The organism is Citrobacter sp. C348, from assembly GCF_047467975.1.
GTDB classification, from domain to species: Bacteria; Pseudomonadota; Gammaproteobacteria; order Enterobacterales; family Enterobacteriaceae; genus Citrobacter; species Citrobacter gillenii.
On sequence record NZ_JASJUJ010000001.1, the window covers coordinates 785327 to 807742 of the forward strand.

Annotated in this window: 18 protein-coding genes and 1 pseudogene; 9 read left to right on the forward strand and 10 right to left on the reverse strand. The window is 55.4% G+C overall.

Annotated elements, in window-relative coordinates; all coding sequences use genetic code 11:
• Positions 1 to 66: 66 nt before the first annotated feature.
• Positions 67 to 1263 (forward strand): ROK family transcriptional regulator, encoded by a 1197-nt coding sequence (locus QNN86_RS03730; protein WP_182269350.1) that lies wholly within the window; start codon positions 67 to 69, stop codon positions 1261 to 1263.
• Here QNN86_RS03730 and hcaR read toward each other — a convergent pair.
• Positions 1258 to 2157: a DNA-binding transcriptional regulator HcaR gene (gene hcaR, locus QNN86_RS03735; protein WP_146717281.1), complete on the reverse strand. Its 900-nt coding sequence runs from the start codon at positions 2155 to 2157 to the stop codon at positions 1258 to 1260. The genes QNN86_RS03730 and hcaR overlap by 6 nt on opposite strands.
• Positions 2158 to 2292: 135 nt before the next feature.
• Between hcaR and hcaE the strand changes: the two genes are divergently transcribed.
• Genes hcaE through hcaD form a run of 5 tightly spaced genes read left to right on the forward strand, consistent with a single transcriptional unit; the run spans position 2293 to position 6510 of the window.
• A complete protein-coding gene (gene hcaE, locus QNN86_RS03740) occupies positions 2293 to 3654 on the forward strand; it encodes a 3-phenylpropionate/cinnamic acid dioxygenase subunit alpha (protein WP_414210645.1) in 1362 nt (453 codons plus the stop codon).
• On the forward strand, positions 3651 to 4169 hold the full coding sequence (gene hcaF, locus QNN86_RS03745; protein WP_096756146.1) for a 3-phenylpropionate/cinnamic acid dioxygenase subunit beta: 519 nt from the start codon (positions 3651 to 3653) through the stop codon (positions 4167 to 4169). Before hcaE ends, hcaF begins: the two co-directional genes overlap by 4 nt.
• Positions 4169 to 4486, forward strand: a complete 318-nt coding sequence (gene hcaC / locus QNN86_RS03750) for a 3-phenylpropionate/cinnamic acid dioxygenase ferredoxin subunit (RefSeq protein WP_414210646.1) — start codon at positions 4169 to 4171, stop codon at positions 4484 to 4486. Before hcaF ends, hcaC begins: the two co-directional genes overlap by 1 nt.
• The gene (gene hcaB / locus QNN86_RS03755; RefSeq protein ID WP_414210647.1) at positions 4486 to 5298 is read left to right on the forward strand and encodes a 3-phenylpropionate-dihydrodiol/cinnamic acid-dihydrodiol dehydrogenase; all 813 of its coding nucleotides are present in this window, start codon (positions 4486 to 4488) and stop codon (positions 5296 to 5298) included. The genes hcaC and hcaB overlap by 1 nt, the downstream gene beginning before the upstream one ends.
• A 9-nt stretch (positions 5299 to 5307) precedes the next feature.
• Positions 5308 to 6510: a phenylpropionate dioxygenase ferredoxin reductase subunit gene (gene hcaD / locus QNN86_RS03760; protein ID WP_414210648.1), complete on the forward strand. Its 1203-nt coding sequence runs from the start codon at positions 5308 to 5310 to the stop codon at positions 6508 to 6510.
• 92 nt (positions 6511 to 6602) lie between these two features.
• Here the strand turns inward: hcaD and glyA are convergent, their stop codons facing one another.
• A complete protein-coding gene (gene glyA, locus QNN86_RS03765) occupies positions 6603 to 7856 on the reverse strand; it encodes a serine hydroxymethyltransferase (RefSeq protein WP_182269344.1) in 1254 nt (417 codons plus the stop codon).
• Positions 7857 to 8182: 326 nt separating this feature from the next.
• Between glyA and hmpA the strand changes: the two genes are divergently transcribed.
• Complete coding sequence (gene hmpA / locus QNN86_RS03770) at positions 8183 to 9373, forward strand: NO-inducible flavohemoprotein (protein WP_115257760.1); 1191 nt, start codon at positions 8183 to 8185, stop codon at positions 9371 to 9373.
• Between the two features lie 4 nt (positions 9374 to 9377).
• A pseudogene (locus tag QNN86_RS03775) lies at positions 9378 to 9473 on the forward strand (hypothetical protein); the annotation flags it as partial.
• Here the strand turns inward: QNN86_RS03775 and glnB are convergent.
• The 5 genes from glnB to purL form a co-directional block, all read right to left on the reverse strand.
• Positions 9470 to 9808: a nitrogen regulatory protein P-II gene (gene glnB, locus QNN86_RS03780; RefSeq protein WP_002438074.1), complete on the reverse strand. Its 339-nt coding sequence runs from the start codon at positions 9806 to 9808 to the stop codon at positions 9470 to 9472. The pseudogene QNN86_RS03775 and the gene glnB sit on opposite strands and share 4 nt — an antisense overlap.
• Positions 9809 to 9876: 68 nt before the next feature.
• On the reverse strand, positions 9877 to 11211 hold the full coding sequence (glrR, locus tag QNN86_RS03785) for a two-component system response regulator GlrR (protein WP_304571763.1): 1335 nt from the start codon (positions 11209 to 11211) through the stop codon (positions 9877 to 9879).
• The gene (gene qseG / locus QNN86_RS03790; protein WP_096759355.1) at positions 11211 to 11954 is read right to left on the reverse strand and encodes a two-component system QseEF-associated lipoprotein QseG; all 744 of its coding nucleotides are present in this window, start codon (positions 11952 to 11954) and stop codon (positions 11211 to 11213) included. The genes glrR and qseG overlap by 1 nt, the downstream gene beginning before the upstream one ends.
• Positions 11955 to 11977: 23 nt before the next feature.
• Complete coding sequence (gene qseE, locus QNN86_RS03795) at positions 11978 to 13408, reverse strand: two component system sensor histidine kinase QseE/GlrK (protein ID WP_115257759.1); 1431 nt, start codon at positions 13406 to 13408, stop codon at positions 11978 to 11980.
• Positions 13409 to 14095: 687 nt separating this feature from the next.
• Positions 14096 to 17983: a phosphoribosylformylglycinamidine synthase gene (purL, locus tag QNN86_RS03800; RefSeq protein ID WP_414210649.1), complete on the reverse strand. Its 3888-nt coding sequence runs from the start codon at positions 17981 to 17983 to the stop codon at positions 14096 to 14098.
• Positions 17984 to 18251: 268 nt separating this feature from the next.
• Here purL and mltF point away from each other — a divergent pair, with 268 nt between their 5' ends.
• Positions 18252 to 19802 carry a membrane-bound lytic murein transglycosylase MltF gene (mltF, locus tag QNN86_RS03805; protein ID WP_182269342.1) on the forward strand — a complete coding sequence of 517 codons (1551 nt, stop codon included), beginning with the start codon at positions 18252 to 18254 and terminating at the stop codon, positions 19800 to 19802.
• A gap of 55 nt (positions 19803 to 19857) precedes the next feature.
• On the opposite strand, the gene tadA is transcribed toward mltF, so the two are convergent.
• From tadA to QNN86_RS03820, 3 genes are read right to left on the reverse strand one after another with little or no spacing between them, the layout of a single operon-like run.
• Complete coding sequence (gene tadA, locus QNN86_RS03810) at positions 19858 to 20394, reverse strand: tRNA adenosine(34) deaminase TadA (protein WP_096756135.1); 537 nt, start codon at positions 20392 to 20394, stop codon at positions 19858 to 19860.
• Positions 20395 to 20411: 17 nt separating this feature from the next.
• The gene (gene yfhb, locus QNN86_RS03815) at positions 20412 to 21047 is read right to left on the reverse strand and encodes a phosphatidylglycerophosphatase C (RefSeq protein WP_096756134.1); all 636 of its coding nucleotides are present in this window, start codon (positions 21045 to 21047) and stop codon (positions 20412 to 20414) included.
• A 3-nt stretch (positions 21048 to 21050) separates the two neighbouring features.
• Positions 21051 to 22415 carry a PTS transporter subunit EIIC gene (locus tag QNN86_RS03820; RefSeq protein ID WP_096756133.1) on the reverse strand — a complete coding sequence of 455 codons (1365 nt, stop codon included), beginning with the start codon at positions 22413 to 22415 and terminating at the stop codon, positions 21051 to 21053.
• Position 22416 lies beyond the last annotated feature (1 nt).

Genomic DNA, 22416 nt, shown 5'->3' on the forward strand with positions numbered 1-22416 from the left:
TCTGCGGCAGTTAAGTGGCGTTAAAATGCGCAATGCTCACGCAATACAGTAAAGGGAGTTAAGTGAATGCAGCGTTCGGGGTTCAACAACACCAGGGTTCGCCAGGCGAATAAACAGATCTTTTTGTCGCACCTGTGGCGGGAAAAGCAGCTCAGCAAATCACAACTGGCACAGCTCACCGGCTTGTCGATCCCGGCGGTCAGCAATATTCTCGAAGAGTTGATGGATGAAGGGCGGATCGACCATTCCCGCGAGACATTAAGCCAGCGCGGTTTGAGCAGCGGCAGCTTTCATTTGCCGGAAAAAGGGGCCTGGACATTATGCATCAACGTCACCCCCACCAGTATCACCAGCCAGTTGGCAGATGCGCGCCTGGTCGCAGTCGGTGACTGGCGGCATGAAGTGATCAATCCCGAAACGCCAAAAGCGCTATTGACCGCGCTGGCAGCGCACTGGCGGGAATACCGTCGGCACTATCCTGAGGTCACAATCAACCTCGCGCTGGGCGTTCACGGTCAGGTTGATCCGATTACCGGCGCATCAAAAACCATGCCACAGGCACCGTGGAAAACAGCGGTGGAAATAAAGTATTTGCTGGAAGAAATGCTCGGCGTGCAGGTCCTGCTGGATAATGACTGCGTGATGCTGGCGCTGGCGGAAAAGTGGCAGAACCCGGCGGCGAACGGCGATTTTTGCGTGATTAACGTTGATTACGGCATTGGTTCATCGTTCGTCATCAACGACAACATCTGGCGCGGCAGTTTGTTTGGCAGCGGCCAGATTGGACATACCATAATCAACCCTGACGGCATCGCCTGTGACTGCGGTCGTTACGGCTGTCTGGAAACGGTCGCCTCATTAAGCGCCCTGAAAAAGCAGGCTCGCGTGTGGATGAAATCTCAGCCTGCCCCCCATTACGATCCAGAAACGCTGACCACCGATCAGCTGATTGACGCCTGGGAACAGGGCGATGTCCGTATTCAGGCGTGGGCCGAGCACGCTGCCAGCGCCATTGGCCTGAGTTTATATAACTTTTTGAATATATTAAATATTAACCAGATTTGGTTATACGGTCGCAGCTGTGCCTTTGGCGAAAGCTGGCTCAATACGCTGGTACAGCAAACCGGGTTTAATCCGTTTGATCACGGCGATAGCCCACGTGCCAGAGCCACGCAAATAAGTTTCGGTCAGCTTAATCGCTCGCAGCAGTTGATGGGTATTGGCTATCTGTATGTGGAATCACAGCTTAGCGAACTGTCATGATAATGCCGCCAGGGGCACGGCTAAACGATCCTGCGCCAACGCGATAAAATCCTGCAGGGCGGGCTTCAACTCGCCCTTTTTCCAGGCCATCAGCAACGCAATGGTCGGCACATCACCGGCGATAGGGCGAAAAACCACCTGGCCGGTATTAAAATTATTCATATAACCGGGTATCAAAGTCACCCCCAGCCCCATACCAACCAGGTTCATGGTCACCAGAATATTGGTGGCGACCTGCACAATATTGGGTTGGCTTTCCTGCTGTTGAAACCACGCTTTGACAATCTTCGCCAACGCGCCGGAATAGGCCGGATCGGTACTGACAAAGTTCACGCCGTTCAGCTGCTGGGCTGAAATCGTTTTCTCGCTGGCTAACGGGTGGTTAACTGGCAGTACCACGACCAGCGGCTCATGAATCAGTTCCAGATAGTCGAGTTCCGGGCTGTAAATCGGATGGCGCATTAAGCCAACATCCAGCTCGCCGCGCAGGATTTTCTCTTCCTGCTCAGTGGTTATCAGGCTCACCAGTTCAATATGCGTGTCCGGTTGTTTTAAACGAAACAGCGGCAGAACCTTCGGCAGCAGATTCACCTCCGCGGAAGGGACAAACCCAATCGAGAAATGACAGTCTTCCTGCACCGCCTTACGGGCGCGAATTTTGGCATTTTCTGCCTGTTCAAGGATCGCCAGCGCATCCTGCAAAAAGCACTCCCCTGCTGCCGTCAGCGCGACTTTGCGTTTATCCCGCACCAGCAGCGTCACTCCGACGCAGGCTTCCAAATCGCGGATCTGGCTGCTTAACGACGGCTGAGAGGTATGCAACTTCTCTGCCGCACGGGTGAAATTCAGCGCCTGCGCCACCGCGACGAAATAGCGTAAGTGCCTCAGTTCCATACCCTGCTCCTTGTTATCGAAAAAACGTCTCAGCTGGTAGATATTTACTATTTCACAGATTGATAACTAACCAGCAACATCCTTGGGGTACAAAAAAAGAAGGTCAATACATCTTAGCTTTCGGGATTAAAAAATATGACCACACCCTCAAATTTAGACATCTACTCACTGATCGACACGCAAAATGGTCGCGTAACCCCACGGATTTATACCGACCCCGACATTTACCAACTGGAACTGGAACGCATCTTCGGACGCTGCTGGCTGTTTCTCGCTCACGAAAGTCAGATCCCGAAGCCGGGTGACTTTTTCAATACCTACATGGGCGAGGATGCGGTGGTGGTCGTGCGACAAAAAGACGGCAGCATCAAAGCCTTTCTCAATCAGTGCCGACACCGCGCCATGCGTGTCAGCTACGCCGACTGCGGCAATACCCGCGCTTTTACCTGTCCGTACCACGGTTGGTCTTACGGCATTAACGGCGAGCTGATTGACGTGCCGCTGGAGCCACGCGCCTACCCGCAAGGGCTGTGCAAGTCCCATTGGGGGCTGAACGAAGTGCCCGGCGTCGAGAGCTACAAAGGGCTAATCTTCGGCAACTGGGACACCACCGCGCCTGCCCTGCGTGATTATCTCGGCGATATCGCCTGGTACCTGGACGGCGTGCTGGATCGTCGCGAAGGCGGCACCGAAATCGTTGGCGGCGTACAGAAATGGGTCATTGACTGCAACTGGAAATTCCCCGCTGAGCAGTTCGCCAGCGACCAGTATCACGCATTGTTTAGCCACGCTTCTGCCGTGCAGGTGCTCGGCGCCAAAGATGACGGCAGCGACAAACGCCTCGGCGACGGGCAAACCGCACGTCCGGTGTGGGAAACCGCCAAAGATGCACTGCAGTTCGGTCAGGACGGGCACGGCAGCGGATTTTTCTTTACTGAGAATCCCGATGCCAACGTCTGGGTCGACGGCGACGTCTCCAGCTACTACCGCGACACCTACGCCGAAGCCGAGCAGCGTCTGGGCAAGGTTCGCGCCCTGCGTCTGGCCGGTCATAACAACATTTTCCCGACTCTGTCGTGGCTGAACGGCACCGCCACATTGCGCGTCTGGCATCCTCGCGGGCCGGATCAGGTCGAAGTGTGGGCGTTCTGTATTGCCGATAAAGCGGCCTCTGACGACGTCAAAGCCGCATTTGAAAATAGCGCCACTCGCGCCTTTGGCCCGGCCGGTTTTCTTGAACAAGATGATTCAGAAAACTGGTGCGAGATCCAGAAGCTGCTCAAAGGCCACCGCGCGCGGAACAGCCAGCTGTGTCTGGAAATGGGCTTGGGTCAGGAAAAACGTCGTGAAGACGGCATTCCGGGGATCACCAACTACATCTTCTCGGAAACGGCCGCACGCGGGATGTACCAGCGTTGGGCCGATTTGCTAAGCAGCGAAAGCTGGCAGGAAGTGCAGGAAAAAACCACCGCTTACCAGCAGGAGGTAATGAAATGAGCGCGTTAGTTTCTCTGGAACTGCATCATCGCATTACCCAGTTTCTCTACCACGAAGCCAGCCTGCTGGACGACTGGAAGTTTCGCGACTGGCTGGCGCAGCTTGATGACGAGATCCGTTACACCATGCGTACCACGGTGAATGCCCAGACCCGCGACCGCCGCAAAGGGGTGCAGCCGCCGACCACCTGGATTTTCAACGACAACAAAGATCAGCTCGAGCGCCGTATTGCAAGACTGGAAACCGGCATGGCCTGGGCGGAAGAGCCGCCGTCGCGCACCCGGCATCTGATCACTAACTGTCAGGTCAGTGAAACCGACGTTCCCGATGTGTTTCGCGTCCGACTGAACTACCTGCTGTCTCGCGCACAAAAAGAGCGGGATGAAACCTTATACGTTGGCATGCGCGTGGACAAAGTACGCCGCTTGCCGGGCGATGAGTGGCGTTTACTGGAGCGTGAGATCGTGCTGGATCAGGCGGTGATCTCCTCCCATAACCTGAGTGTATTGTTCTGATGAATCGTGTATTTGCCTGCCCCGTAGGGGATTTGCCGGAAGGTGAAGCGCTGCGGCTCGACACCTCGCCGGTCATCGCGTTGTTTAACGTTGGCGGTGCGTTTTATGCCATTAACGACCGCTGCAGCCACGGTAATGCCTCGATGTCGGAAGGGTACCTGGAAGACGATGCCACCGTGGAGTGCCCGCTGCACGCCGCCAGTTTCTGCCTGAAAACCGGCAAGGCGCTGTGCCTGCCCGCCACCGATCCGCTGATCACCTATGCGGTACATGTGGAAGGCGGCGAGGTATTTATTGATATGCCTGAGGGGGCCTGATGAGCGATTTACGCGATAACGTCGTTTTTATTACCGGCGGCGGTTCCGGCCTTGGCCTGGCGCTGGTCGAGCGCTTTATTGAAGAAGGTGCGCGGATCGCTACACTGGAGCTCTCCGCTGCCAAAGTCGCCTACCTGCGCCAGCGTTTTGGTGAGCATGTGCTGGCGGTGGAGGGGAACGTCACCTGCTACGCCGACTATCAGCGCGCAGTGGATCATATTCTCACTCACTTCGGTAAGCTGGACTGTTTTATCGGCAATGCCGGGATCTGGGATCACAATGCCTCGCTGGTGAGCACCTCTGCCGAAGCACTGGAAACCGGTTTTCACGAGTTATTCAATGTCAACGTGCTGGGTTATCTGTTGGGGGCCAAAGCCTGCGCCCCCGCGCTTATCGCCAGCGAAGGCAGCATCATTTTTACCCTGTCCAACGCGGCATGGTACCCCGGCGGCGGCGGTCCGCTGTATACCGCCAGCAAGCATGCAGCAACCGGTCTGATTCGCCAGTTAGCCTACGAGCTGGCACCCAAAGTTCGCGTCAACGGCGTGGGACCGTGCGGTATGGCGACCGACCTGCGCGGCCCGCAGGCGCTGGGTCAGAGCGACACATCGATTATGCAGTCACTAACGCCAGAAAAAATTGCCGCCATTTTGCCGCTGCAGTTTTTCCCGGAGCCGGCAGATTTTACCGGCCCGTATGTGATGCTGGCGTCACGGCGCAATAACCGCACGCTGAGCGGCGTGATGATCAATGCCGACGCCGGTCTGGGCATTCGCGGGATTCGTCACGTTGCCGCCGGACTGGATCTCTGAGGAGGCATTATGTACCACAATATCATCGCCATTGTCGGCGGCGGACAGGCCGCGGCAATGGCGGCAGCCGCACTGCGTCAACAGGGGTTTGACGGCGAGATCCATCTGTTTTCCGATGAACCGCATCTGCCCTACGAACGCCCTCCACTTTCCAAAACCATGCTGTTGGACGACGTGCCGCAGCTGCAGCCGGTGCTGAACGCAGACTGGTGGCGGGATAATAATGTTCAGCTGCATCTGGGCGTCACCGTTCAAACGCTCGGGCGAGAAACGCAAACGCTGGTACTGGCTGACGGACAGACCTACCCGTGGGATCAATTACTGATTGCCACAGGCGCAGCGGCACGCCCGTTCCCATTACTGGATACGCTCGGTGACCGCGGCTTCACGCTGCGCCACGCCGGAGATGCAGCGCGTCTACGAGACGCGCTCAGCCCCGGGCAGTCGATCGCCATTGTCGGAGCCGGAACCATCGGACTTGAGCTGGCTGCCAGCGCCACGCAGCGCGGTTGTCAGGTCACCGTCATTGAACGGGCCGCCACGGTGATGGGTCGCAACGCACCACCAGCGATACAACGTTATCTCGCCGCCCGCCACCAGCAGGCTGGCGTACATTTGCTGCTGAATAATGCGATTGAACAGGTGGCTGGCGGGGAACGCGTCGCCCTCACGCTGCAAAGCGGTAAGCAGCTTCAGGTTGATAGCGTGATCTACGGGATCGGGATTGTCGCCAACGACGGGCTTGCCCGTGAAGCGGGTCTTGATGTGGCAAACGGCATTATCATTGATGCGTCGTGCCGAACCGTCGATCCGAACATTTTTGCCGCCGGAGATGTGGCAGTACAGCGTTCGCCAGACGGTACGCTGCAACGTTGCGAAAGCTGGGAAAACGCCAATAATCAGGCGCAAACTGCCGCGGCGGCCATGCTGGGGCTGACACTCCCGACGCTACCTCCGCCCTGGTTCTGGACCGATCAGTTCAGCGACAACCTGCAGTTTATTGGCGATATGCGTGGTGATAGCTGGGTCGTGCGCGGCAGTCCAGATGACGGCAAGGCTATCTGGTTCAACCTGCAAAACGAGATGATAGTCGGCGCGGTAACGCTCAACCAGGGACGGGAAATGCGGCAGTTGCGCAAATGGATTCAGGCAAAGAAAAAGCCGCTGTTGGCGGCTTTACTTGATGAGACGGTGACGCTTAAGTCGATATAACTGCCGGATGGCACTGCGTTTATCCGGCCTACAAGTTACTCATATGTAGGCCGGATAAGGTGTTTACACCGCCATCCGGCAATCCGTATGACTTATGCGTAAACCGGGAAGCGTGCGCAGATCTCCAGCACTTTCGCTTTCACGCGTTCGATAGTGGCTTCATCATTGATGTTGTCCAGAATGTCACACATCCAGCCAGCCAGTTCTTTCACTTCCGCTTCTTTAAAGCCGCGACGGGTCACTGCCGGAGAACCAATACGGACACCGGAGGTCACGAACGGGCTCTTCGGATCGTTCGGTACGCTGTTTTTGTTAACCGTGATGTTCGCACGGCCCAGCGCCGCATCGGCTTCTTTACCGGTCAAGTTTTTGTCGACCAGATCCAGCAGGAACAGGTGGTTTTCAGTGCCGCCAGACACCACTTTGTAGCCGCGGTTCAGGAACACTTCAACCATTGCTTTGGCGTTTTTCGCAACCTGCTGCTGGTAAACTTTGAACTCTGGCTCCATCGCTTCTTTCAGCGCCACCGCTTTTGCCGCGATCACGTGCATCAACGGGCCGCCCTGCGCGCTTGGGAACACCGCGGAGTTCAGTTTTTTGTACAGCTCTTCGCTGCCGTCTTTTGCCAGGATCAGGCCGCCGCGCGGACCCGCCAGGGTTTTGTGGGTCGTGGTGGTAACAACGTGTGCATGCGGAACCGGGTTCGGGTAGACGCCTGCAGCAATCAGACCGGCAACGTGTGCCATGTCGACGAACAGGTATGCGCCGATGCTGTCAGCGATTTCACGCATTTTTGCCCAGTCAACCACACCGGAATACGCAGAGAAGCCACCGATAATCATCTTCGGTTTGTGGGCCTGCGCCTGCTTAGCCATGTCTTCGTAGTCAATCTTGCCGGATTCATCGATGCCGTAAGGGACGATGTTGTACAGTTTGCCGGAGAAGTTGACCGGGGAACCGTGAGTCAGGTGACCGCCTTGCGCCAGGTTCATACCCAGAACGGTATCGCCCGGCTGCAGCAGCGCAGTGTAGACCGCGAAGTTAGCCTGAGAACCCGAGTGCGGTTGGACGTTAGCGTAGTCGGCACCAAACAGCTCTTTCGCGCGGTCAATCGCCAGTTGTTCAACGATATCCACATACTCGCAACCGCCGTAGTAGCGCTTGCCCGGATAACCTTCAGCGTATTTGTTGGTCAGCTGAGAACCCTGCGCCTGCATGACACGCGGGCTGGTGTAGTTTTCGGAGGCGATCAGTTCGATGTGCTCTTCCTGACGTACTTTTTCCTGCTCCATAGCCTGCCACAGTTCGGCATCATAATCGGCAATGTTCATTTCACGCTTTAACATCCGCATCTCCTGACTCAGCTAACAATAGAATTTCGGCCTAAAAAGGCAGTCCTGTTGGACGACGGCCAACAGTATAACCGAATCAATCTTCGATAACAGGTCTTGACAAAGGATTTTACGCAAACGATTACCTTCACGGCACACAAGGCTTTGGAGAATAAAGACATGGCAAATTTCAACGGATTTCTTTTCAGGTTTGTGATGCAGATTTTTCAAGTTGTAACCTTTGCAGCGCAAAGTTACAAAGAACCATTTACAATGCAGGGGTATTTTTTATAAGATGTATTTGACATACATCATTAAAGCCTCAGATAAAGGAAGACCGTATGCTTGACGCACAAACCATCGCTACAGTGAAAGCCACTATTCCCCTGCTGGTCGAAACCGGCCCGAAACTGACCGCCCATTTCTACGATCGCATGTTTACGCATAACCCAGAACTCAAAGAAATTTTCAACATGAGTAACCAGCGTAATGGCGATCAGCGTGAAGCGTTGTTTAACGCTATCGCCGCTTACGCCAGCAATATCGACAACCTGGCGGCGCTGTTGCCTGCGGTCGAAAAAATTGCCCAGAAGCATACCAGCTTCCAGATTCAGCCTGAGCAGTACAACATCGTGGGCGGTCACCTGCTGGCAACGCTGGACGAGATGTTCAGCCCAGGGCAAGAAGTGCTGGACGCGTGGGGTAAAGCGTATGGCGTGCTGGCTAACGTCTTCATCAACCGCGAAGCGCAGATTTACAGTGAGAACGCCAACAAAAATGGCGGCTGGGAAGGTACTCGTCCCTTCCGCATTGTGGCAAAAACACCGCGTAGCGCATTAATTACCAGCTTTGAGTTTGAGCCCGTCGACGGCGGTGCGGTGGCTGAATACCATCCGGGGCAGTATCTGGGCGTCTGGCTTAAGCCGGAAGGTTTCCCACATCAAGAAATTCGTCAGTACTCTCTGACCCGCAAACCGGATGGCAAGGGCTACCGCATTGCAGTTAAGCGTGAAGACGGCGGTCAGGTTTCAAGCTGGCTGCATAACCATGCGAAAGTCGGTGACATCGTTCATTTAGCCGCACCGGCAGGCGATTTCTTTATGGATGTCGCCACCGATACTCCGGTGTCGCTGATTTCCGCAGGCGTTGGTCAGACCCCGATGCTGGCAATGCTGGATACACTGGCGAAAGCTGGACACACGGCGCAGGTAAACTGGTTCCACGCGGCAGAAAACGGCGATGTGCATGCCTTTGCTGATGAAGTGAATGAGCTGGGCAACTCACTGCCGCGCTTTAGTGCCCACACCTGGTATCGTGAACCGAATGAAGCAGACCGTGAAAAAGGCGCGTATGACAGCGTGGGCCTGATGGATCTGAATAAACTGGAAGGTGCAATCAGCGATCCGGCGATGCAGTTTTATCTGTGCGGTCCGGTCGGCTTTATGCAGTTTGCCGCGAAGCAGCTGATCGGTCTGGGTGTAAAGAACGAGAATATTCATTACGAATGCTTCGGTCCGCATAAAGTCCTGTAATTACGTCATGCCTGATGGCGCTGCGCTTATCAGGCCTACGGGGTTTTGTAGGCCTGATAAGGTGTTTACACCGCCATCCGGCAAGCACGGCGCGGCTTAAATTGCTGCGTCGTCTTCTTCGCCAGTACGGATACGCACCACGCGTGCCACGTCAAAGACAAAAATCTTACCGTCGCCAATTTTACCCGTTTGAGCCGTGCGAATAATGGTATCGACACAGGTATCCACGATGTCGTCGGTAACCACAATTTCAATTTTTACCTTCGGCAGAAAATCCACCATGTACTCCGCACCACGGTACAGCTCGGTATGGCCCTTCTGACGGCCAAAGCCTTTCACTTCCGTTACGGTCATACCGGTAATGCCCACTTCTGCCAGCGCTTCGCGGACGTCGTCGAGCTTGAAGGGTTTAATAATCGCATCAATCTTTTTCATGGTTTTCCTGTCGTTTTTATCGCGTAACCGGCTGCTCACCGTATCATAAATCAGTCGTATTTACGGTGCTACTCTTTAAAGTCGTTTGCATCCAGCTCATGTCGAGAAAGCAATTTATAGAATTCGGTGCGGTTGCGCCCCGCCATTCGCGCTGCGTGGGTCACGTTGCCTTTGGTTATTTGCAGCAGCTTACGCAGGTAGTTCAGTTCAAACTGGTTACGCGCTTCAACAAAGGTTGGCAAGGCGGTATTTTCACCTTCCAGCGCCTGCTCCACCAGCGCGTCACTGATCACTGGCGATGAGGTGAGCGCCACGCATTGTTCGATAACGTTGACCAGTTGACGCACGTTGCCCGGCCAGCTGGCGGTCATTAAACGCTTCATGGCATCGGTCGAGAATGCGCGCACAAACGGTTTGTGCCGTTCGGCGGACTGACGCAGCAAATGGTTTGCCAGTAGGGGAATGTCTTCCGTACGTTCAGCCAGCGGCGGGATCTTCAGGCTCACCACGTTAAGGCGGTAGTAGAGATCCTCACGGAATTCGCCCCGCGCCATCGCTTTGGGTAAGTCGCGGTGCGTTGCGGAGACAATCCGCACGTCAATGTCGATATCACGGTTGCTGCCAAGGGGGCGAACTTTACGCTCCTGCAACACACGCAGCAATTTCACCTGCAATGGCGCGGGCATATCGCCTATCTCATCCAGAAACAGCGTCCCGCCCTCGGCGGCCTGAAATAGCCCCTCACGATTGCTCACCGCCCCGGTAAACGCGCCTCGCGCATGACCAAACAGCTCGGACTCGAGCAATTGTTCCGGCAACGCGCCGCAGTTAATCGCAATAAAAGGTTTGCTGCCGCGCGGGCTGGCGTTATGGATAGCCTGGGCAAAAATTTCTTTGCCGGTACCGCTTTGGCCGTTAATCAGCACGCTGACGTCCGATTGCGCCACCATACGCGCCTGCTCTAACAGACGCAGCATCAACGGGCTGCGGGTGACAACCGATTCGCGCCAGCCGTCATCGGTCGCCGGGGCAGATTGTTCCAGCGCCCCGTCAATGGCGTTGTATAACGCGTCTTTATCGACCGGTTTGGTCAGAAAACTAAACACGCCCTGCTGAGTTGCAGCTACCGCATCCGGAATTGAACCATGCGCGGTCAGGATAATAACCGGCATACCCGGCTGGACTTTCTGGATTTCGGTAAACAACTGCATGCCGTCCATTTCATCCATGCGCAGATCGCTGATGACCAGATCCACCTTTTCACGGTTAAGCACCCGTAACCCTTCCTGCCCGCTTTCCGCCGTCACGACGCTGTAGCCTTCACTGGTTAAACGCATGCCGAGTAACTTCAACAATCCCGGATCGTCATCGACCAGCAGCAAATGTGCGGGTTTACGGCTTATCATGGCGTTACCTCCTCGCTCGAGGACCCGGTGCCCCCGGCATCGTCAGGTGTGGAGAGTTTTTCATTCCCGTGCAGCGCATCAGGATTGTAACTGCCGGCAGGCTTGCGCGTGGAAAGCTGACGCTCAATATCGGTCAGATTTTCCAGTTTGCGGGTAGTGAGATCGAGCTGCGTCTGCAAATGCTGTTGCTGCTGACGCAGAGTATCAAGATCGCTGTCTGACGACTGTTGAAGTTTGCTGTAGCGCATGCGCTCTTCGGCCAACTGTAACTGCAGAGTTTGGCCGCTAAACCAGACCTGATACAGCGGCCGTACCTGCGCCGGAATTTGCGGACTGAGCGCATCAAGTCGCGTCACCACATCTCGTCTTTCCGGCGGTGTGATATTGGCACTGGCGAGCAGGATCCCGCGCTTGAACGCGCCCTGCCAGGTGTCAGTGAGCTGGGTACTGGCTTCACTACGGGCTTGAACTGGCATCAGGCGGTCAGCACAGTCCATGGCACGCAGCCAGTACAACGGATTGCTGTCCGTAGACTGCCCCTGCAGTGACCAGATATCTGCGCACTCGGTTGAAAGGTAATCCGCCAACTGATGGGGCGGAATTTTCTCCTGTGAAGGATCGCCGATAATATGATCCACCGCGTTCGGCACACACCCCACCAGCGCCAGGCACGGCAAGCTTAGCAATAATGCGCGGCGGAAAAAATGTCGTTTAAGCATTCGGACAACAACGTGTGGCATACTCACCAGACTTAGATTCATTTTTAATGGTTTTTCATTGCAGATAGCGGCAGTTCGATGCGAAAACAAACGCCTTGCGCATAATCGTCGACCAGGTACAGCTCCCCCCGCATACGGCGGATGCAATCTCTGGCGATACTGAGTCCTAATCCGCTTCCTTTTACCGCCCCTTTTCGCTGATGGCTTCCCTGGAAAAAAGGCTCGAAGATCATGGTCTTTTCTGCTGGCGGAATCGGCTCGCCGGTATTCATTACGTCAATGTACACCGTCGCACCATGCAAGCTGCTGCGGATGCAAATGGTACCGGATTCAGCACCATAGTGCACCGCATTGGAATAAAGATTGTCCAGCACGCTCATTAACAGCACCGGCTCTGCCAGACAGGCGCTTTCTGCCAGCGCCACATCAGTATGTATCATTTTGGCGCGCGCGGGCAGACTATGTGCAGAAACCACTCTCTCCACGAGCGGCGCGATTTCAACCCTTTCCAGTTGAATCGCGTCATCGGCCAGCTTGCGGTTGTAATCAAGCAGTTGCTCAATCAGTTTTTGCAGATTGCGGCTGCTGTCATCCAAAATGCCGACAACTTCTTTTTGTTCCGGCGTCAGCGGGCCAACAACCTGATCGGCCAGCAGTTCGGTTCCCTCACGCATACTCGCCAGCGGCGTTTTGAGTTCATGTGAAAGATGGCGTAAAAATTGATGCCGCTGAGATTCAAGCCACGACAGGCGCTCACTCAGCCAGATAATACGCTGCCCCACCGATCGCAGCTCTCGCGGACCGGTAAACGATACGGTATCGCCCAGCGAGCGGCCTTCCCCCAGACGGTTGATCATTCGTTCAATGGCTTTTACCGGACCGATGATCATCCGCGTGAACAGCAGCACCATCGCCAGGCTAACGAGAAACAGTACCAGCGCCTGCCAGCCAAAGAACTGACCACGTTCAGCAATTTCTTGTTGCAGCTGCTGGCCGCGCGAGAAGACCACGGTTCGCGTGGCCTGCACCATCTCGGTATTGGCATTGGCAAAAGCCTCAAGACGTGCAGCCGCCACACTGTCGGGGCCGCTGTTTTGACACTGCAACTGCGCGAGATCGTTCAGATCCTGGCGAAGCGCCTGATAGAGTTTGACGTCAGGCAACACACCCGCATGGGCATCCAGCATATCGCTGTAACGTTTACGCTGCCCCTGATAAACCTTCGCCAGTGTCGGGTCATCCAGCACGCAGTATTGCCGATAGCTGCGTTCCATCTCCAGTGCCGCGTTAGTCATCGCCTCACTCCGCCTGGCATCAATCAGCGTGGTACGATTGGTTAGCGCCGCCTGGGCGCTTAGGGCATTCAGACTTTGCCATGCCTGCCAGGCCAGAACTAACAGAGGCAGCAGGATCAGCAAAAATGCCAGCGTAACCAACTGACGTAAAGACCGGGGGAAAACAGACCAGCGCTTCAAGGCGTTACTCTCAACGAAAAGGGATAGGACGATGCTAACTGAGGGGAACGCCAGATACAACAAAGCCGGGAATGACCCGGCTTTGTTATGGAATAAGGCGGTGCCTAACTCGACGTTTCGCCCGGAGTTTGATATGCGCAAGGCAAATATCAGAAGTTGGACGGCAGGCACCTTGTTGTGCGTCATTCGAAGTTTATGTAGCGCGTCCCGAAGGGGCTGACATAAGAAGGTGAATGAGCCACTGCTTAGTATTATGCAGCAAGCGTGCCAATATTCAAAACATTATATTAACACAATGATAAATATACAAAATATATTCATTTAATCGATGAATGGTTTTGGCTGTTTTTTACGCCATGTGTCGCTAATTAGCAACAACTGTAGCACTTAAAAACAAAACACTTATAAATCAATTAATTAAATGTCTCTTTTTGACGACGCCACCCTACCCTCGATGTCGGGAATTCCCGACACTTTAATTTTGCGGCACAAACACTGAGTTTATTGCCGGATGGCGGCGTAAACGCCTTATCCAGCCTACAACCGCTCTTCCCCGTAGGCCTGATAAGCGCAGCGCCATCAGGCAGTATCGCGCACATTGCCAGATGACGGCGTAAGCGCCTTATCCGACCTACAACATAAAAAAAGCCCCTCACGTGGAGGGGCCTTGAACATCACACGGTCGTGTTAGCCGAGTTGTTTACGCGCGTTACGGAAGATGCGCATCCACGGGCTGTCCTCGCCCCAGTTTTCCGGGTGCCAGGAGTTGCTCACCGTGCGGAACACACGTTCCGGATGTGGCATCATGATCGTTACGCGGCCATTTTCGGTGGTCACCGCCGTGATCCCGTTTGGCGAACCGTTCGGGTTAGCCGGATAGGTTTCGGTGACCTTGCCAAAGTTGTCGACGAAACGTAACGCCACCAAACCTTTACTTTCCAGTGCCGCCAAATGCGCATCATCACGGACTTCCACACGCCCTTCACCGTGAGAAACGGCAATCGGCATCATGGAACCCACCATACCCTGCAGCAACAGCGACGGGCTTTGCGTTACTTCTACCAGGCTAAAGCGCGCTTCAAAGCGATCGGAGTGGTTACGCACAAAACGTGGCCACAGGTCGCTACCCGGGATCAGTTCACGCAGATTAGACATCATCTGACAGCCGTTACACACCCCGAGCGCCAGCGTCTGCGGGCGATGGAAGAAGGTTTCAAACTCATCACGCACGCGGTTGTTGAACAGAATGGATTTCGCCCAACCTTCACCGGCACCTAATACGTCACCGTAAGAGAAGCCGCCACAGGCCACCAGCGCCTGGAAATTCCCCAGACCAATGCGCCCGCCCAGCAGATCGCTCATGTGAACGTCGATGGCGTCAAAGCCCGCACGGTGGAACGCCGCAGCCATTTCAACGTGAGAGTTAACACCCTGCTCGCGCAGCACGGCCACTTTGGGGCGTGCGCCGGTGGCGATGTACGGGGCTGCAACGTCTTCGTTGATATCAAACGACAGTTTTACGTTAAGACCGGGATCGGTATCGTTGGCTTTGGCGTCATGTTCCTGATCGGCACATTCCGGGTTGTCGCGTAGACGCTGCATCTGCCAGGTGGTTTCTGCCCACCACATACGAAGCGTGGAGCGGCTTTCGCTGAACACCGTCTGACCGTTGGCAGTAATCACAAAACGGTCGCTGGCTTCAGCCTGGCCAACATAGTGAACGCAGTCGCCGAGGCCATGCTGTGCCAGCAGCGCTTCTACCGCCTCACGATCCGCCGCGCGAACCTGAATCACCGCACCTAACTCTTCGTTAAACAGTGCCGCCAGGCGGTCATCGCCGAGCGTGCTGATATCCGCCTGAATACCGCAGTGACCGGTAAAGGCCATTTCCGCCAGCGTCACCAGCAGACCACCGTCAGAACGGTCGTGGTAGGCCAACAGCTTACGCGCAGCAACCAGCGCCTGCATGGCATCATAGAAGCCTTTCAGCTGCGCAACGTTGCGGACATCCGCCGGTTTGTCGCCCAGTTGACGATAGACCTGCGCCAGTGCAGTCGCCCCCAGCGCGTTGTGACCCAGACCGAGGTCAATCAGCAGCAGGGCGTTGTCTTCGGTTGAGAGTTCAGGGGTGATGGTATGACGGACATCTTCCACACGGGCAAACGCGGTGATCACCAGCGACAGCGGCGAGGTCATTTCACGCTGTTCGTTGCCTTCCTGCCAGCGGGTTTTCATCGACATGGAGTCTTTACCCACCGGGATAGTCAGGCCAAGCGCCGGGCATAGCTCTTCCCCTACCGCTTTGACCGCTTCGTACAACCCGGCATCTTCGCCAGGGTGGCCGGCTGCCGCCATCCAGTTTGCGGAGAGCTTGATACGTTTGATATCGCCAATCTGCGTCGCCGCAATGTTGGTCAGCGCTTCCCCCACTGCCAGACGGGCAGAGGCAGAGAAGTCCAGCAGCGCAACCGGCGCACGCTCACCGAGAGACATCGCTTCACCATAATAGCTATCCAGGCTGGCGGTGGTCACTGCGCAGTTCGCTACCGGGATCTGCCACGGCCCGACCATTTGGTCGCGCGCTACCATGCCGGTGACGGTACGGTCGCCGATGGTTACGAGGAACGTTTTTTCTGCGACGGCAGGCAGGTGCAGCACGCGGTTGACCGCATCGGCCAGCGTAATCTGCTCACGCGCAAGCTGCTCGCCCTTCGCTTTCAGCGTTTGCACATTACGGGTCATTTTTGGTGTTTTGCCCAGCAGCACATCGAGCGGCAGGTCGATCGGCTGATTATCGAAATGACGGTCATTCATCGAAAGATGCTGCTCTTCGGTGGCCTCACCGATTACCGCATACGGTGCGCGCTCACGCTTACACAGTTCGTCAAACAGGGGCAACTGATCTGCAGCAACCGCCAGGACGTAACGCTCCTGAGATTCGTTACACCAGATCTCCAGCGGACTCATGCCTGGCTCATCACTTAAGATATCGCGCAGCTCAAACTTACCGCCACGTCCGCCGTCACTGACCAGCTCAGGCATCGCATTAGACAGACCGCCCGCACCCACGTCGTGGATGAACAGAATCGGGTTCGCATCCCCCATCTGCCAGCAGCGGTCGATCACTTCCTGACAACGACGTTCCATTTCTGGGTTGTCGCGCTGTACGGAAGCGAAATCCAGATCGGCATCGGACTGGCCGGAGGCCATTGAAGAAGCCGCACCGCCGCCAAGCCCGATGTTCATTGCCGGACCGCCGAGGACGATCAGCTTGGCACCGACGACGATTTCGCCTTTCTGCACGTGATCGGCGCGGATGTTGCCGATCCCACCGGCCAGCATGATCGGCTTGTGGTAGCCACGCAGCTCTTCGCCGTTGTGGCTGTTCACTTTCTCTTCATAGGTACGGAAGTAGCCGGTCAACGCCGGACGACCAAATTCGTTGTTAAACGCCGCGCCGCCGAGCGGGCCGTCGGTCATGATATCCAGTGCGGTAACAATACGATCCGGTTTACCAAAATCTTCTTCCCACGGCTGTTCAAAGCCCGGAATACGCAGGTTGGACACGGAGAAACCCACCAGCCCAGCTTTCGGCTTCGCGCCACGCCCGGTCGCACCCTCGTCGCGGATTTCACCGCCGGAGCCAGTTGCTGCGCCCGGCCATGGAGAGATAGCGGTCGGGTGGTTGTGGGTTTCGACCTTCATCAGGATATGCGCAGGCTCCTGATGGAAATCATAACGACCGGTTTGATGGTCGGCGAAGTAGCGCCCGACCTCAGAGCCTTCCATCACTGCCGCGTTGTCTTTATAGGCAGACAAGACGTGATCCGGCGTGGTTTCGAAGGTGTTTTTAATCATCTTGAACAGCGACTTCGGCTGCGGTTTACCGTCGATTACCCAGTCGGCGTTAAAAATTTTATGGCGGCAGTGCTCAGAGTTGGCCTGCGCAAACATGTACAGCTCGATGTCGTTCGGGTTGCGTCCCAGTTTGATAAACGCATCCTGTAAATAGTCGATTTCATCGTCTGCCAGCGCCAGACCCAAACGCAGGTTCGCGTCGATCAGCGCCTGGCGACCTGTACCCAGCAGGTCAACGCTGGAAACCGGCGCCGGCTGGTGATGAGCAAACAACGCTTGTGCATCGTCCAGCGCAGAGAAAACCGTTTCCATCATGCGGTCGTGTAACACGGCAGCCACTTCCTGCCACTGTTCAGCGCTTAGCGTGGAGGCTTCAACATACCAGGCAACACCACGTTCCAGACGGCTAATCTGTTGCAAGCCGCAGTTGTGAGCAATGTCAGTCGCTTTAGAAGACCAGGGGGAGATGGTGCCCGGGCGAGGTGTAACCAGCAGCAACTTGCCCTCAGGGACGTGGCTGCTGAGACTCGGACCGTATTGCAGCAGGCGCGCTAGTTGCGCATGCTCATCCTCGTTTAACGGGGCATTCAGGTCAGCAAAATGGACATACTCGGCGTAAATCGTGTTGACCTGAAGATTGGCCGCCTGAAAACGCGCCATCAATTTGTTAATACGGAATGCAGACAGTGCAGGCGAACCACGCAGAATTTCCATCATAAGTCTCTCGTCTTCGAAGCGCCTGAGGCGCTTATAAGTGTGCGCAAGGGGGGAAACGGGCGTCATTATAAAGAATCTGCCGCGCCGACGAAACCGTTTGCGTCGAAATAAAATCACAACCGTCAGTTATCCTCAAATGCGGCCCGCCTCCTTAATGAGTTGCCAACTGACGCAAGTTTAAGCAAAATGCCGCTCATTAATGATGAATTCACTTCCTAATTACGACCATAGCAGACTGAGACAACGCACGGTTCAGAGAATTAACTAATTGAAAAAATTAAAGATTAATTATCTGTTTATCGGCATTTTGACGTTGCTGCTGGCAGCGGCCCTGTGGCCATCCATTCCCTGGTTCGGTAAAGCCGACAATCGTATCGCCGCCATTCAATCGCGGGGAGAGCTGCGCGTCAGTACCATTGACTCTCCGTTAACTTACGCCACCCTTAATGGGAAAAAGTTCGGACTGGATTACGAACTGGCCCAGGAGTTTGCCCGTTATTTAGGCGTAAAGTTAAAAATCACCGTGCGCCAGAATATCAGCCAGCTTTTTGACGACCTCGACAACGGCAAGGCCGATCTGCTCGCCGCCGGTCTGGTCTATAACAGCGAACGGGTCAAAAATTACCAGCCAGGCCCCACCTACTACTCGGTTTCCCAGCAACTGGTGTATCGGGTCGGGCAATATCGTCCACGCACCCTGGCCAACGTGACAGATAAACAGTTGACTATCGCCCCCGGGCACGTGGTGGTGAATGACCTGCAACACCTGAAAGAAACAAAATTTCCTGAGCTGAGCTGGAAGGTCGATGATAAAAAGGGCACCACGGAGCTGCTCGATGATGTCATCAGCGGCAAGCTGGACTACACCATTGCCGATTCCGTGGCGATCAGTTTGTATCAGCGCGTACACCCTGAACTGGCCGTCGCACTGGATGTCTCTGACGAACAACCTGTGACCTGGTTTAGCCCGCTGGACGATGACAATACACTTTCCGCCGCCCTGCTGGATTTCTTTAACACCATCAATGAAGACGGGTTACTGGCGCGGCTGGAAGAAAAATATCTCGGGCATGGCAATGATTTTGACTATGTCGATACCCGCACGTTCTTACGGGCGGTCGACAGCGTGTTACCGGATCTCAAGCCGCTGTTTGAGAAATATGCGCAGGAGATAGACTGGCGACTGCTGGCGGCCATCTCTTATCAGGAATCGCACTGGGATGCGCAGGCCACCTCCCCGACTGGCGTTCGCGGTCTGATGATGCTGACCAAAAATACCGCCCAGAGTCTGGGATTAACGGACCGGACCGACGCCGAGCAAAGCATCAGCGGGGGCGCTCGCTATCTGCAAGATATGATGAGTAAAGTTCCGGATACCGTCCCCGAGGGCGAACGGATCTGGTTTGCGCTTGCCGCCTATAATATGGGGTATGCGCATATGCTGGATGCCCGCGCGCTGACGGTAAAAACCAAAGGTAACCCGGACAGTTGGGCCGACGTAAAACAGCGCTTGCCGCTGCTCAGCCAAAAGCCCTGGTACAAAAAACTAACCTATGGCTATGCACGCGGCCACGAAGCCTATACCTACGTAGAGAATATCCGTAAGTATCAGATAAGTCTGGTGGGATATCTGCAGGAGAAAGAAAAGCAGGCGATCGAAACGCAGCAACTGGCGCAGGATTATCCGGCGGTTTCACCCGCAGAGTTGTCAGGGAAAGAGAAATTTCCGCTCTCAGCGTTTCTCTCGCAAACCTCGTCGAACTATCTGACGCACACCCCTTCACTGCTGTTTTCCCCGCAGAAGAAGGAGGAAAAGTAGTAGCATACCCATGCCGGATGACGACTTAAAAGCCTTATCCGGCCTACCGCTGCAATCACTCCGTGGCGGACTTTTTCAGGGCTTTAATTTCCTGACGACGCATACGGAAGAAGTCACTGAGCAGCGTGGCGCATTCATCACGCAATATACCTTCTGTCACCTCAACCCGATGATTCATGCCCGGATGATGCAGTACATCCATTAACGAACCCGCGGCCCCCGTTTTCGCATCACGCGCACCAAATACCACCCGACCGATACGGCTGTGTACCATTGCACCCGCACACATCACGCATGGCTCAAGGGTGACGTACAGTGTGGCATCCAGTAAACGGTAATTTTGCAGGACCAGCCCGCCCTGACGCAGCGCCATGATTTCAGCATGAGCGGTGGGATCGTGATGACCAATCGGCCGATTCCAGCCTTCGCCAATCACGCGATTGTTATGCACCAGAACCGCGCCTACCGGAACCTCACGCTCATCCCAGGCGCGCTTTGCCAGCGTTAACGCATGACGCATCCAGTATTCGTGGCTAAATTCAACATCAGACAAAGGCAGAACTCCAGTAATCAAAGCGGGCGCATTATACACGGACGCTATCGTTTACTCTATTCGAGTTGCTGCAGCTCTCCACGCGGCGTGACGCGCCAGCGATGCTGGCAGAACGAGAGCAGCGGATTGTCCTGCTTACTGTCGCTGTAGCCGCTATACAGCGCCAGCGGGGCGCCAATCTGGCGTTCCAGTTGGGTGACTTTCTCATGGCCAAGGCAGCGTAAAGGCAGCACCCAGCCACCGTAACCGCGCGCCATTTGACTGGCGATAAGATTCACCCGAGGCAGCCACGGGGTGTCAAAGTAAACCTGCTCGACCAGCGACTGCGGGGAACCGGTGATCAGCCAAATATCCGCATCAGAGCTTAACAGATAGGTGGTCAGGCGCTGCTGCACCAGCGGAAACGCCGTCACGTGATGGCGAAACCAACGCACAAAATCAGCTTGGTGGGCTTTAAGGCGTGCTTCTCGCCGACCAAAAGTGCATCCCCACAGGAGCAAACTCATTGGCCAACGGGCGGCGCGCCCTTTGATCAACATCGCCACCGCGATAATCGGTAACAGCGGCAGTACAAGCAGCGCATTCAACGGTTGGCGGCGCAGCAGATAACGCAGAAAACTACCGAACATATCCTGCTGGTGTAACGTACCGTCCAAATCAAAAAAAACAACGCGACGCTCGTGATTGGTCAAACCTTAGTCCTCTGGATCGTTGAACCCCAATAGCCAGGTAAACAAGAACCCGGCGATAACCGCTACCAGATAGCCTAACAGATAGAACATCACTTTTCCGGCAACAATCGTCAGCGCCAGCGGTAATCCCGAGATACCAAAGGTGATAACCGTCGCCACTTTCCAGTAGCTGATCAGCGCCCCACCGACCGCACCACCGAGGCAAGCGCCGATAAACGGTTTACCCAGCGGCAGCGTTACGCCAAAAATCAACGGCTCGCCAATGCCCAGTAACCCGACCGGCAGCGCGCCTTTGATCACTTTTTTCAGTCGTGCGTTACGGGTTTTCATCAGAACAGCAATTGCGGCGCCAATCTGACCGACCCCGGCCATCGCCAGGATGGGAAATAGCGCGTTATAGCCATGCGCCTGCACCAGTTCCACGTGAATCGGCACCAGCCCCTGATGGAGTCCGGTGAGCACCAGCGGCAGGAACGTTCCCGCCAGCACCGCGCCGACCAGGAAACCGCCGCGATCAATCGCCCAGGAGGCGCCGTGGGCAATGGACTCGGAGATCCAGCCACCGAGCGGTTGTAGCGCCACAATCGCAACCGTCCCGGTAATCAGGGTGGTCAGCAACGGATTAAGGATCAACTCCAGCGATTCCGGCAACACCTCGCGGAATTTGCGCTCTATCCAGCACATTAACGCCACCACCAGCAGCACCGCAATCACCCCGCCACGCCCGGGCTGTAGCGCCTCGCCAAACAGGGTAATTTGCGCTAGCTGTGGGCTGGAGAGAATGCCGGCCATTACGCCGCCCATTGCCAGCGAACCCCCAAACACTTTGGCCGTATTCACCCCCACCAGAATATTCATGATGGCAAAAACGGCGCTGCCGAAAATACCTAACAGCCCCAGCATATTGGGATAATGGGTGGCAAAGTCGCCCACAATATCAGGGCGCTTGAGGATATTGATAATACCGGTAATCAAACCGGAGGCGATAAACGCCGGGATCAGCGGAATAAAGACGTTTGCCAGTTTACGCAGCGCATCGCTCATTGGCGCTTTGTACTTCGCTTTCACCTGAGATTTTGTGCGTTCAATGTCGTGTGCATGCGGACGTTCGCCGTCATCGGCAATCAGAGAACGCATGGCATCCACCACTTTGGCGGCCTTACCGGGACCGACAATAATCTGATGCTGCGCCCCCTGCTTCACATAGCCGCTGACGCCGGGCAGCTGCTTCAGCCGGGGAATATCCAGTTGGTCGTCATCCTGGACTTCTACCCTGACGCGGGTCATACAGTTTTCCAGGCGCAGAATATTTTTTTCTCCGCCAACCCCCAGCAGAATATCGCTGGCAAGCGCCGCCGTTTTGTCCATA